The organism is Geobacillus sp. FJAT-46040 (assembly GCF_002335725.1).
GTDB classification, from domain to species: Bacteria; Bacillota; Bacilli; order Bacillales; family Anoxybacillaceae; genus Geobacillus; species Geobacillus thermoleovorans.
In genome coordinates this window covers 1,587,078-1,600,417 of record NZ_NISS01000001.1, presented here as the reverse complement: position 1 = coordinate 1,600,417, position 13,340 = coordinate 1,587,078, and the positions used below count along the sequence as shown (strand labels likewise).

The following is a 13,340-nucleotide window of genomic DNA, read 5'->3' as shown; positions in this document are numbered from 1 at the left end:
GCGGTCGAGATGACGAGCCAAGGCATCGTCGTTCAACCAGGAAGGATGGAGACCGGGACGGATGAGTTTCTCTAGATCGATCTCCTGAGCCCATCGTTCCACGTGAACGAGGGCTTGCCGGCCGTCAAACATATTGTAGATGATGGCCTGAACGGCATCGCTGACTCGAGTCTGGCACTGTGGATCAACGGGAACGAGATGGTCAATCAATTGGGGCAGGCCCAGTTTCTTGAATAGGGCACTTATTATATTCAAATAATGATTGCGATAGACCTTTTTGACTTGAACGTTCATAAGAGAAAAACTCCTTTACGTTCCTTGTGTGTCAAGGATTCATTCGACATCGGAACGAAAAAATCCTCCCGATTTTCGTCGAGAGGGTGCGAAATGTGAGGTTTGACTTGATCGATGATTGAACGCGCGAACATAGAGGCTGATGCAACAAGTTTTTTCTACTTGAGAACCGATTTCCAGAAGCGGTTGCGCAAGTAAATCACCAGCCTCCTAGAGAGCTGGTGAAAAATTTGTTTTTTGCTTGAACCGGTGGCAGTTCATCAGAAAGGGGGACAGATCTGACAAGGCTTCCCTAATTGAAAAAAATAATGGGGATGAGCCGCCTTTTTCATTCCTCGTCGGCCTTTCTAGACGATTCGACGAAAAACGGTGTATGGGCCGCTTCCCTTGCCAATCCCCTTACCCTTAGTGTAGCATAAGCATCCTTTGCCATTCTATGCACTTGCAAAACTTTTCCTTGTCCATTTAACCTTTTAAAACAGCAAAAAATCAGTTATAATATACCCGTCTGACACGCCATAAACGGTATGCATCAACAAACATGACTAGAGACTGCCCCCAGTTCACTGGCAACCAAACAATGAACATATTCTCAAACTGGCCGCGCGTTTGATCGGTTGCACAGCGCCAAAGGCAAGGAGCGGTCTCGTTTCGATGTTTTTCCTCAAAAAACCAGGAACGGATCAAACAATCGGAATTCTCGACGTCTCGAGGGGATGGAGTCTCTCCCCTAGCCGTCCCAGCGCTTAGGTGTACATTCTTATCATGGCCCCGTAGCTCAGTGGATAGAGCGTCGGTTTCCTAAACCGTGCGTCGGAGGTTCGAATCCTCTCGGGGCCGTTCCAACGATCCGACTAGTTCGGGTTAAAATTCTTAAACCCCTTGATACGACTGCGTTTGCAGTCATTTTCTATTTTTTGGAATCCGAAAAAATACGATAGAATTTGAAAAAATTTTGCACGAATTTTGCACGGCTATTTGGCATGATGCAGTTCCTCCATTGCCAGATCAACTTGGCGGAATCCTTTTTGCTTCATTCCCTTCTATTCTAGAAACAGTCAAGTACCACTTTTGGCGAAGATCCAAAATGATGTGTATTTGGACATAAATGGTAACCCGGTGGCAAAGGGATCAAAAGCTTCGCATATTGTGATTAATAGGGGGAAGAAATGATGAGAATATCTGATTTTCTTAAAAGATATAATTTACATGGGAGTTTAATTAATAATGTGGAATATGATTCCACTACAAAAAGAGTATCTATTGAAACTGAGTTATGTAAATGGCAGCAATTTGATTATGACGAAACTAAAGATCCTGAAATGATTGAGGGATTCATTGTTTTTGAAGATGTAACATATTTTGAAACAGATTGCGTTAAAGACTTTGATGCTGATGAAATATTGGAAGCGGTGCTTATTTCCGAAACTCCATCGCTTGAAAAAGTTAAAATAGTAACCGATGGGGTGAACATCATCATTATTGAGGCAGGGAATGTAGAGTGGCACTCACTTTGAGTTCAATGCTTGAGGAAAAGAACATTAAAATGTATACAGCGCATACAGTTGTATCGAACGATATTGCTTCATCCTATTTCGCGCAGGAGACTCCCACTTCAACGACCAAAGGGAGTAAGTGGGAGAGGAATGCGCGTTCCCCCCCCTTTCTTTTGTGTATGATATAATAAAGGCGTGGAGAAAACCGTTCAATAAAGGCACTCCAATCACGGCTACTCGATGTATGGAGTTGGTTACAGGAAACGTTGTAACCGTAAAACATCGAGCGTAGGTCCGTCTGTTGTGTGTGGAAGCCAAGTACTGCCAACAGACACACCGAGAGAATCGGTAACGATGCAGGCATGACCTGCGTCGTTGGGTAGTCGTCAACCTGCCCCCTGATGCAACCCCAAGTCAAGGAAGGAGGACGAAGTCCGTTTGCACTTCTGGGGAGTTGCAAGCCCCCACTTCAAGCGTTAGCGAAGTGGGGGTAGTTGACAAAGAACGAAACGATATCATGCAAGCCTTTGATCGATGGCTTATATCCATGAACATCCGGAGAAGGTGCTGCAGCGCTTGGGGGATGGGGCGTGATGAGAAGTCCACTCTTCATGTTGCATGTATATACATAAAGAACGCCTGCTCGTGACGAAAGAAGCGGCTCTCTCACTAGTTGAGAGAGCCGCTTTTTTAGTAGAATAGAAGAAAAAATAGAAACGAAGAATAACATTTCTATACGAAGGAGTTATTCCCATGTCATTGCACGATCTTTTCCGCCAAGTGATGGCCATTTACGAACAAGAAAAACGCGAAAAACTGTCAAAAGAGCGACGGTCGTTTCAGCTGGTGACACGAGCGATTCCAGAGGCGTTGAAAACATTGCCTTTCTTACCGCCTGACCGGTATGTGGTGAAAGGTTCTGTCGGTCAAGGGGTGTGGACTGATGTGCCGTGGGTGGCGGTGATGGATCAAGAGGTGACGGATTCGACGCAACGCGGGTATTATATCGTCTACTTATTCAGTGAAGATAGGCGCCGGCTCTATTTGACGCTCGCCCAAGGAGTGACGGAGACGCCGAGAGACGAAATGGAGCGGGTGAAGCGGGACATCCGCCAACTCATTCCCGCTGAAGAACGCGTGCGGACCGATGATGACATCCGTCTTGGCGAAAGCAAACGGGCGAAAGACTACGAACGGTCGGTGGCGGCGTATATCGCCTATTCGTTTGACGATCTGCCATCCGATGAACAACTCGCGCGCGACCTCGAAACGATGATCGGTTATTACCGACAGTATGTGGAGCGAACAGAACCGATGGCACCGCCCGAGCAGGCCCTTTCCTATCGGGAGGCGGTTGAGCATATTCATTCATACATATCCGCCAAAGGGTTTTACTATACGAAAGAGGAAGTGACCAACCTCTTTCTATCGTTAAAAACAAAACCGTTTGTCATCTTGTCCGGCATTTCCGGAACCGGGAAAACAAAAATTGTTCAATGGCTCGCCGAGAGCGTCGGCGCGACGGAAGACAACGGTCGCTTCACCTTAATTCCCGTCCGCCCGGATTGGCACGACGGCTCGGACTTGCTTGGCTATGTCGACATTAAAGGCGATTTCAAGCCCGGGCCGCTCACCAACGTCATCATCGAAGCGGGGAAGCATCCGGACAAGCCGTATTTCGTCGTGTTGGATGAGATGAACCTCGCCCGCGTTGAGCATTATTTCAGCGATGTCTTAAGCGTCATGGAAAGCCGCCGCTGGGAAGACGGGTGCATCACCTCGTCACGGCTGCTGCCGAGAGAAACAGCAGGGTGCGATCTTTTTCTCCCGCCGAACGTCTACATCATCGGCACGGTCAACATGGACGAGACGACCCACCCCTTCAGCAAAAAAGTGCTCGACCGGGCGAACACGATCGAGTTCAACCGCGTCCAGCTCGACCATCTCGATTTTTTGCGCGACTTGCCGACCGTCGCGCCCCTGTCAGTCGGACAGGAGCTGTTCGCGGCGCGGTATTTGCATTTGAAAGATGTATATGCCGATTATCCAAAGCTGGTAGAAGACGCGACGAAACAGCTCGTGGACATCAACCGCATCCTCGCGCCGCTCGGGGCGCACATCGGCTACCGCGTCCGCGACGAAATTTGTTTCTACCTTGCGTATAACGAAGAAGGAAAGCTGATGGAATTTGACAAGGCGTTCGACTATTGCCTGATGCAAAAAATGTTGCCGCGCCTTTCAGGAAGCGACGCGCGGCTCGAAACAGCGCTCAAGCAGCTGTTTGTCCTTTGCGCCGGCTTCGAACTGGACGGGGACTACAGCGGCGTGCTTGATGTGTCGTACGCCCGTTATCCAAAAAGCGCGGAGAAAATTTGGCAGATGCTGCGGAGGTTAGAGGACGATGGCTTCACTTCGTTCTGGCTTGGGGCGTGACGACTATGAGCTCGTCTATATCGAAACGAAACAGCTCACGCTCGTAATCAAAGGAAAGCCGTACCACGAACAATACGAAGGGCTCAAGCAGTACCGCCGCCTCGATTTCCACGAGACGATGGAGTTTTTCGCAAGCGGCGAAGGGGTGCTCGACGTCAAACTGTTCGACGTGGACGCTGGCGAGCTTGTCGACTGGTCGGGCGGCCACCGCCCGATTTTCTTTGAAAACGGCGTCTATCAGCTGCTTGTCGTTCCGAAAACCGACCGGGTGCTCTCCTTTTACCATGAGTCGCCAGCCATTCGGAACGCCGTCAGCCGCGTTGACATCGGCGGCCAAGCGGTGTTGATGGGAAATCTCCATTTCCCGAATGAAGTCGGGCTGTCGACATTCGAAATCCGCGATGGCCACCGCTCCGTTTTGGACGTGACGATCGAAATTTTCCCGACGAAATTGACATACAAACAAGACTACCAGCGGCTGCTTGATGAAGTGAGCGAAGAAATTTACAACTTGGCGTTTCACTTCATCAAGCGCACGTACCAGCGGGCGAAGGCGAAGCGCAGCGGCGCGCCGTCAAGAAGTGAATTTTTCCGGCTTATGGAGGCGCATATCGGCGATTTTTTGCATGCCATTCGCCATATCGAGCGGCAGCCGCACCATCAACTGTCGACCGTCCATGTGAGAGTGCGCGGCGACCAGCTCGGCCGTTTGGATGCGGCAGGAAGAAACGATTTGCGCAAGCGGCCGCAAGTGTTCCGTGACGTCAAGCGCGGCATCAACATCGGAAGTCGAACCGTCATGCCGCGATCGGGGCTCAAAGCGAAAAAAGAACTGACGTACGACACGCTCGAAAACCGGTTCGTCAAATGGATGATGACGCGCCTTGTCGAGAAGCTGCGCGATTTGTTCGAACACGTGCAAGGGAAGCAAAAGCGATACGAAACGGAACCGGATCCGGGTTTGCTTGAGCGCATCCAATCGATGATCCGCGCGCTCGAAACTCGGCTTCGTCACTCTTTTTGGCGGCCGATCGGGCGGCTTGACCGCTCTGTTGCGAGCCTCGTCCTGCAAATGGCGCCCGGGTACCGCGACGCCTATCAGCTGTTTCTCCTCATCACCCGCGGCCTCGCCTTGCAAGGGAAGCTGTACCGAATGTCCGTAAAAGACGTCGCCACGCTGTACGAGTATTGGACGTTTTTGAGGCTCGGGCAGCTCCTCGGGAAAAAATACAAACTCATCAGCCAAAATGTCATCCAAGTGAACCGCTTGGGGCTGTTCGTCAATCTCGACAAAACCCGCTCCGCCAAGCAAGTGTACGAACATCCGCACACGGGCGAGCGAATCACGCTCACGTACCAGCCGTACGAAGGAAGGCTGCCAACCGTCCCGCAAATGCCCGACACGGTTCTGGCGATTGAAAAAAAGGGAAAAGACTATACGTTCAACTACATTTTCGATGCCAAATACCGCCTCGATTTCGCCGTTTCCGGCAGCGCGTATGAAAAACGGTACGGAATGCCAGGCCCGATGGAAGACGACATCAACACGATGCACCGCTACCGCGATTCGCTTGTCGCCCGCCGCGGCGGCCCATACGAGCGCACCGCCTTTGGCGCCTACGTGCTGTTCCCGTGGCATGACGAAGACAGCTACCAAGCGCACCCGCTGTACAAAAGCATCAACGACGTCAACATCGGCGGCCTGCCGTTTTTGCCAAACGCCACCCGCCTGGTCGAGCAGTTCATCGAGCGGCTGATTGAAAAGAATCCCGAAGAACTGCAACAAGAAGGCATCCTGCCGCAAGGGATCATCGAAGAATGGCGGTCGGCGTTCGATGAGCATGTGCTCGTCGGCATGGTGCCAAGCGCGCGGCATTACGAAGCCTATGTGAAGCACCGCTTCTACCATATCCCGGTCAAGCAGCTGAAAAAAGGCTGGCAAGACGCGCGCTACATCGCCCTTTACCCGAAGCGGGGAGCCGCCCCGCAAAACGGGGTCACGTGCTTCGGCAAAATCGCCGCTGTGAACATCGTCAAACGCTCGGCCATCACCGAGCTGCCGAAACGAAGTGATGACGAATACGTTCGCTTCGAAGTCGAAAGCTGGCACTTTCTCCAACACGTCATCCGCCCCGTCGGCTACGGCATCGCCGTCTATGCGATGACGACGTTCAACATGCTCAAACAGGCGAAAGAACTGCCGGAACTGTTCATGAAATCAAGCGAGGAAATCGCCCTTTGGCGCATACTGCGGCGGCTGTCCGACCGCATCCGCTTCGACCTTGACGCCCGCTACTTGGATCAGGCGTCCAAGATCACCGCGTACCGCGTCAAAAACGTGTCCATCCGCCTGGAAAGCGGCCGACTCATCATCACAAACGGCGCAAAGTACAAAACAATCCCCGCCGACCTGCTCCGCAAGCAGCCGTCGGCCGTGTTTCGCGAAGTGGTGGGGATGATGGGGGAGGGAAGGATGCATGGCCATGTGGGTATGATCGAGAGACAAGGCTGGGTCTGATGATCCATGTCTGTTTCAATCCATTTTGGCATATTTTTCTGGAATGTTTTAGCGACTGTAGATGAGCAAATTCACCAACATACTAGGAATTGACAAGGTTTCTTCACGTTAGGGTTGCCGCCGCCGCTTTCCAAACCGGTCATCAAGCACCTCGTTCATATCGTCGATGCCTTGACCGGCGAAAGACCAGCTGAAGATGGATGAATACCTCGTTCGCCACATTCGGGCGGTGAAACGGTATGGGGCGGCGGTGTTTCCCGACTGCATGTACAGCATCGCCGAATCTCAACAACCCTCCTTTCGCCGAACGGGAACAGCTTCGATCGCAGAAAGGCCGCAGCGTCGTCGAGTTCATTGATGACGCCACGATATTCCCGTTGGTGTGATCAAAAAACAGCTCCGTATCGTATAAGGGGGGTCCTGCTTGTCTTTCTAACAATAGAAATTACTTTAATGAAAAAGGCTTATCTACAGTTATAAATGATTGCAGGTAAGTAGCATAAATGCTATCATTGTGTATAATAATTGGTAAAGGATAGAGGATATTGTTTGAGGTAATATACACAGGAAATTTGACACTCCACACGCCTAAAGGGCGTGGGATTCTTGGGTCGCTCACGTCCTCATCCATTTCTGGTTCGGACCACGCCCAAGTTCAGGGGTGTGTCATCACCCCGTCCCATCGGGTTAGAGTGTACCCCGATGGGCGGCGCACCTGTGACCAGTGCGCTAGGTTAGGAGGCGAAGCCCGAAATCGCTTTGGCGATGTTGATGGCGCCATTCAAGTCGGCGTGGAGAGTGTATCCACACCTTTGGCATCGGAAGCCGATGCCGTTTCGGTTCGCTTTCTCTCGATGACCACACTTGCACGTTTGGCTCGTATAAGTTGGATTCACCCACTCCACCCGAATGCCTGCCATTTCGGCTTTATAGGCAATCATCGTTTGCAGTTGGTGAAATGCCCAAGAATGAAGGCTTCGTCCTGCTTCTTTGGCCGATTTGGCCCGTTTCCGAATCCCCGTCAACGCTTCCATCCGAATCACGCCAACACCGTTGGCGAGCGCAACATTCACGATTTGACGGCTGATTTTGTGATTTTGATCCTTCATCCAGCGGGACTCTTTGCGGCCGATTTTGCGAATCATCTGGAGCTTCTTGGCTTTGCCCAACGTTCGCCGCAAAGCCGCATAGCGTCGGCGCACAAAGGCGCATTGGTTCCCTTTGAAAAACCACGATTTCGTTCCCACGCTGGCCACGGCGATATAGCGAAGCCCTAAATCAACTCCCATCACCTTTGTTTCGTGTCGCGGTTCCACTTCAAATGTGACCGCAACAGCCAAGTACCATTTCTTTCTCTTTTTGTAGAGCTTGGCGGCCCCTTGTTTGACGGTTCCGTCCAGCAGCCGATTCAGCCACGCTTCTTGGTAGGGGCGCGCAACCACTGGCACGCCGATTCGCCTCTCCAGTGTGGGGAAGGAAACCGTGTAGAACGCTCCTTTCTTTTCCACCTTTACGTTTTGATTGTTAAAGCAACACCAGAATGTTCGGAACTTCTTTGCCTTTTGTTTTTTCTTTTGGGCCTTCACTTCTCGAATCGTCTGATTCACGACGGCGGAAGGAAACCGCTGCGACGAAAACACTTTAAATAGTTTGCTCGTCGCTTGATTCAGCTCGGGATGATTCAACAGCCAATTCGCAAACGCGGTATTCACTTCTGTCATCCGCTCGTACATGTCTTGTTTGGCTTTCGTCGGCTTGTGCAGTTCCAGCCTTAGTGTGATCGTGGGCATGGATTCACCTCCTTGTGGCAATTTCAGGATACCATTTTTTTCAGAATCATTCAATATTCAGAAAACGGCTCACTTTCATTCCACCCCTCAAGGAATGGGCTTTCTCGCTCGCAGGTCTGTAAAGGAATTTGAAAATCATCTACTGAGTAAAGCCGAGCAAGAACTTAGACAAAAAGGTCGTCCGGGTATATGGTGTCATGTTGCTGATGTATATGCCAGGCAACTTACGATTATTCAACATCATCCATATCCTTCTGATCCAGAGGACAACAGCTTTCCGGATGATATCATCCCTCCGTCGTTGAAACATCTTCGCATGAATACTCGTTATGATCATTTTTACAGATGGGGTATAAGAGGTGGAAGAACTGGAAATCACAGAATTATATTTGCGATTCACAATTTTTCAAAAGTCATATTGCTTCATTATTTTGACAAGCAGTATAACGGAGCGATAAGACGAGAGGATATTGTGCCGGCTGAATCAGCATATGAACGTTATTGCGCTTTCGACCCTTGCCTTTATTAATGGACTGGGAGGGAAAAACAATGAGTGATTTTTTTAAGAAATATGCAGCCATTCGAGGCGAGCAACATGTTCAAAAACTTCGATTGGAAGGAACGATAGCTGCACAGATTAAAACAAGACGAAAGCAGCTGAATATGTCTCAACAGGAACTGGCAGATCGCATTGGAGTTCCAAAATCCACGATTGGGAGAATTGAATCGGGGCTTACAAGTCCTAGGGTAGAGACGCTTTTTAAAATTTCGCAGGCATTGAATACTCCTTTCATCATTGATGGTACAAGCAGACAGGATCATAACCTAAATGTTCAAGTTTAGCGCATAATAGGTAAATCGATGAGTTCTTTGATCAACTGAGAGTACATGTGAATTTTCCTCCGATGATTTGGCTCGGTCTCCTTTACCATACGGGAAAATTCGCATTTTTTGTATCCTCTATTTTCCCAATGCGCACCTATCTTGCCGTAAATGATCAAGTACAACTTGTGGTGAAGAGCCGAAAAAGCTTAACCATTCGTTTTTTGCACCCTCCCGACCAAAATCGGGAGGATTTTTTGCGCCCATCGTTGATGGAGAGGCTGGATGTCTTGCGCCTTGACGTCGAGTTCGATCAATTCGTTCCTAGATCGAAACAGAGCCCTTGTTCTTAAGCTGTGTCTATGATAATCAATCTATAGTTTCGACAAATTTCAACAACATCCTACCAGTTGTTTTCGTAAAATAAAACCATAAAGAAAAGAAACAAGGAGCCATTCGTGCATGAAGACAAAAGGGATGATTGACAACAGACAAAACGGCCTAGTCGGCGATGCGTTGAAAGCGCATATCACAAAAGGCAGCAAACTATCGATTGCGGCGGCGCATTTTACAGAAAAAGCCGTCTGAAAGCACATGGTTTCAATCATGGGATGAAAGACGGCATTGCTCGGTAATCCCTTAATAGGATTGTTTAGAGCAATCTCTTTTGTCGTGTGAGTAAAATATTTGTGGGTGACATTCCGAAATGATCCCCTGACGAGGGTTACCAACTCTTATTCGTAATTCCTGTCGGGGCCACCCAGTGAAGCGTGGTAGAAGCCAAAACATGCAAAAAGGACTCTCTTCCTGTTATGATGGTGATTATCAGCATCAACCGAAAACAGGAGGGAGAGAGTCCATGAAACATTTTACTCCATGAAGGGACGGGGGACGTGTGGGAACGGTTTGAGGAGTGGCTGATGCAGGAATATGCCTATGATCCGTGCCGGGACCTGTTGGTCATCAACGGCGATGCGGCGTCGTGGATCACGGCCTGCCGAGAGTATTTTGGAAAGCGGGTGTGCTTTCAGCTGGATCGATTTCATGTGGCGCGGGAGCTGCGTCAGTGTCTGTCCGGCCATCCGCGTTGGCGAGAGGTGCGGAAGAAGCTGGCGAAACAAGACGAAGAAGGACTTCTCGTGGAGTTGAACAGCGCGATCGGCACGTTGAAGGACGAAGCGAAAGAACAGCAGCTGGTGACCATGATCGGCCGGATCGAGTCGATGCCGGGATGTATCCGGGACTACCGGGAGTGGCTGTCGGAGCAAGGGGTGGAGACGACCGGCATGCGTCCGATGGGCCACGCCGAGAGCGTGATGAGCCGTTAGCGGCAACATTACATAGAAGATGATACGGGTAATGCATAAGCACGTGTATTAAATAAAAACGGTGGGGATATATATGCAAGACATTATAAAAAAAGAGCAGGAACGTTTAGATGCGACAATATCTGTTATTGATGAGCTGTTAGAAAAAAATAAACAAAATATGAATAAAACTGCAAAAGATGTTGTAGAAGCACAGCTTATTGCATATGCCAAGAAAGAAGTCCAAAAGCTTCAAGATATGCGCCCCAATCCATATTTTGGGCGATTGGATTTTGAAGATGAGTTTGGAAAAGAGACCATTTACATTGGAAAAAAGGGGATTGAAAAAGATGGAGAGTTGATTGTTGTTGATTGGCGGACGGATTTAGGAAGATTATACAATGCTTACCAAGGTGTACAAAAGACTTTCCAAGTCGGAATAGAAAACAGACCGGTAACGATTCACGGAAAACGTGGTATCGTCATTAAAAATGGAAGAGTGATTAAAGTAACCGATATTGGAAAATCGGAAATCATTGAAAATGACAACGGCGAAAAAGTAAAATACATGGACGATTATTTAAAAGAAATTTTGACAAATACGGAAGAAGCTCATCGACTTCGGGATATTATCGCTAGCATTCAAGCCGAACAAGATGAAATTATCCGCCTGCCACTGAAAGATACGATTATCGTCCAAGGTGCGGCTGGAAGCGGAAAATCAACGATTGCGTTGCATCGCATTTCATATCTTTTATATCAATATCACGAGCAAGTCAAACCGAAAGATATTCTTATTTTAGCGCCGAACGAGATTTTCTTATCCTATATTAAAGATATCGTACCGGAAATCGAAATTGAGGGGATTGAACAACGAACATTTTACGATTGGGCGTCTACTTATTTTACCGATGTTCATGATATTCCTGACTTACATGAGCAATATGTACATATATACGGATCAACGGAAAAAGAAGATTTGATAAAAATTGCTAAATATAAAGGATCGCTTCGATTTAAAAAGCTTCTAGATGACTTTGTTGAGTACATCGGCAATACGATGATCCCGCATGGGGACGTCGTTATTGAAAGCGGGGTTATTCTTTCCAAAGAAGAAATTCATCAATTTTATCACGCAAAAGAACATTTGCCTCTCAATGTACGCATGAAAGAAGTAAAAGAGTTTATCTTAAATTGGAGCAATGAACAAATCAACATTCGCAAACAACAAATTGAGGATGAATTTGAGGAAGCGTATCGGAAATGGGTTGTAACGCTTCCGGAAGGTGAAGAAAGAAAAGCGGTATATGAAGCATTAGAAAAAGCAAAACAATTGCGTATGAAGATCTTTCAAGAAAAAATGCAGCATGAAATTTCGCTTATCGTGAAAAAGATGGAAAATATCCCTGCGTTGTTAATGTATAAATCGGTGTTCCAGAAAAAAGTATTTGAGAAATTTCATCCGGATATCGATGAAGAATTGCTAAGTCTTTTACTGAAAAACGGAAGACAAATTAAACAGGAACGTTTTATGTACGAAGATATTGCCCCGCTCATTTATTTATATAGATGCAATTTGAAGATTTACCATTTGCAACTTTTACCGAGTATTTGATCGACTGTCGGGCGACCGAACAACGCCACTTCCAGATCCATTATATAGGTCTGTGAAGCAGGCGGTTGTTCGGTCCTCCGTCACGCCAAGGCGTGACGGAGAAGCCTGTGGCTTTCCCTCGACAGTCGAAAAGGGGCAAACCGTTTTTCCGTCAGGGGACATGTTAAACTTCCTCGTTGCCTCTATATAGATGCGAAAATCAATGGAAAAAAACTGCAGTACGAACACATTGTTATTGATGAAGCGCAAGATTATAGCCCGTTTCAACTTGCGATTATGAAAGATTATGCGAAATCGATGACGATATTAGGCGATATTGCGCAAGGAATCTTTTCTTTCTATGGACTTGACCGTTGGGAAGAAATAGAATCGTATGTTTTTAAAGAAAAAGAGTTTAAAAGACTTCACTTGCAGACAAGCTACCGCTCGACAAAACAAATTATGGATTTGGCCAACAGGGTGTTATTAAATAGCAATTATGATTTTCCGCTTGTTATTCCTGTAAACCGTCCAGGGGACGTTCCTACGATTAAGAAAGTCGAAAGCATCGGTGAACTTTATGATGAAATAGTCAATTCAATACGAATATTTGAAGAAAAAGGTTATAAAAAAATTGCGATTTTAACAGCTTCCAAACAAGGAGCTATTGATACGTATGATCAGTTAATGAGACGTCAAATTACGCAAATGGAAGTGATTACAGAAGGAAACCAAGCGCTGAAAGAGAAAATCGTTATTATTCCTTCTTATTTAGTCAAAGGACTTGAGTTTGATGCGGTGATTATCGAAGATGTTAGCGACGAGACATTTAAAGATGAAACACAACATGCTAACTCACATTTCGCACCCTAACAAGGTCAAAACAAAGGATTTTTTATTTAGTTTTTCAGAATAACTTTTTGACCAACACAACGAGCGATGGCAATCCTTTTTTTACCATCGCTGGTCGTTCCGTATGACGTTACACGTAAATGCTCTCATCCAGCCCCAACCCCTGCAGAATCCTTCGTTGTTCAGGGGTGAGGGAGCGATCCAGTGAGCGTTGGATGCGTCCATCCGGCAGCT

General features: G+C 47.8%; 9 protein-coding genes, 1 tRNA gene and 2 pseudogenes. 10 read left to right on the top strand and 2 right to left on the bottom strand.

The genetic code is table 11. The features are described 5' to 3' along the window. On the bottom strand, nt 1-294 hold a 294-nt coding region (locus tag CD000_RS08460; protein ID WP_143425280.1), incomplete at its 3' end, for a DUF4277 domain-containing protein. A gap of 767 nt (nt 295-1,061) precedes the next feature. Between CD000_RS08460 and CD000_RS08455 the strand changes: the two genes are divergently transcribed. The 5 genes and pseudogenes from CD000_RS08455 to CD000_RS19125 form a co-directional block, all read left to right on the top strand. Then, nucleotides 1,062-1,134 (top strand) — tRNA-Arg (locus tag CD000_RS08455). Nucleotides 1,135-1,466: 332 nt separating this feature from the next. Continuing rightward, complete coding sequence (locus CD000_RS19130) at nt 1,467-1,811, top strand: hypothetical protein (protein WP_230581431.1); 345 nt, start codon at nt 1,467-1,469, stop codon at nt 1,809-1,811. Nucleotides 1,812-2,543: 732 nt separating this feature from the next. Beyond that, nucleotides 2,544-4,223, top strand: coding sequence for an MrcB family domain-containing protein (locus tag CD000_RS08440; protein ID WP_096225446.1), 1,680 nt, complete (start codon nt 2,544-2,546; stop codon nt 4,221-4,223). After that, nucleotides 4,192-6,741: a restriction endonuclease-like protein gene (locus tag CD000_RS08435; protein ID WP_096225445.1), complete on the top strand. Its 2,550-nt coding sequence runs from the start codon at nt 4,192-4,194 to the stop codon at nt 6,739-6,741. The genes CD000_RS08440 and CD000_RS08435 overlap by 32 nt, the downstream gene beginning before the upstream one ends. A 178-nt stretch (nt 6,742-6,919) precedes the next feature. Beyond that, a pseudogene (locus tag CD000_RS19125) lies at nt 6,920-7,153 on the top strand (IS701 family transposase); the annotation flags it as partial. 322 nt (nt 7,154-7,475) lie between these two features. On the opposite strand, the gene CD000_RS08430 reads toward CD000_RS19125, so the two are convergent. Next, complete coding sequence (locus tag CD000_RS08430; protein WP_096225444.1) at nt 7,476-8,531, bottom strand: RNA-guided endonuclease TnpB family protein; 1,056 nt, start codon at nt 8,529-8,531, stop codon at nt 7,476-7,478. Nucleotides 8,532-9,080: 549 nt separating this feature from the next. Here CD000_RS08430 and CD000_RS08420 point away from each other — a divergent pair. The 5 genes and pseudogenes from CD000_RS08420 to CD000_RS08405 all read left to right on the top strand — a co-directional run bounded on the left by CD000_RS08420 (nt 9,081) and on the right by CD000_RS08405 (nt 13,127). Beyond that, the gene (locus tag CD000_RS08420; RefSeq protein WP_096225443.1) at nt 9,081-9,374 is read left to right on the top strand and encodes a helix-turn-helix domain-containing protein; all 294 of its coding nucleotides are present in this window, start codon (nt 9,081-9,083) and stop codon (nt 9,372-9,374) included. Between the two features lie 441 nt (nt 9,375-9,815). Beyond that, entirely contained in the window at nt 9,816-9,941 is a 126-nt protein-coding gene (locus tag CD000_RS19410) for a hypothetical protein (RefSeq protein ID WP_255404861.1), read from the top strand. A gap of 284 nt (nt 9,942-10,225) precedes the next feature. Then, nucleotides 10,226-10,678: pseudogene (locus CD000_RS08415) on the top strand (UPF0236 family transposase-like protein); the annotation flags it as partial. Between the two features lie 76 nt (nt 10,679-10,754). Continuing rightward, nucleotides 10,755-12,275 carry a UvrD-helicase domain-containing protein gene (locus CD000_RS08410; RefSeq protein ID WP_096225442.1) on the top strand — a complete coding sequence of 507 codons (1,521 nt, stop codon included), beginning with the start codon at nt 10,755-10,757 and terminating at the stop codon, nt 12,273-12,275. 105 nt (nt 12,276-12,380) lie between these two features. After that, nucleotides 12,381-13,127, top strand: coding sequence for a 3'-5' exonuclease (locus CD000_RS08405; RefSeq protein ID WP_369806596.1), 747 nt, complete (start codon nt 12,381-12,383; stop codon nt 13,125-13,127). The last annotated feature ends 213 nt before the right edge of the window (nt 13,128-13,340 follow it).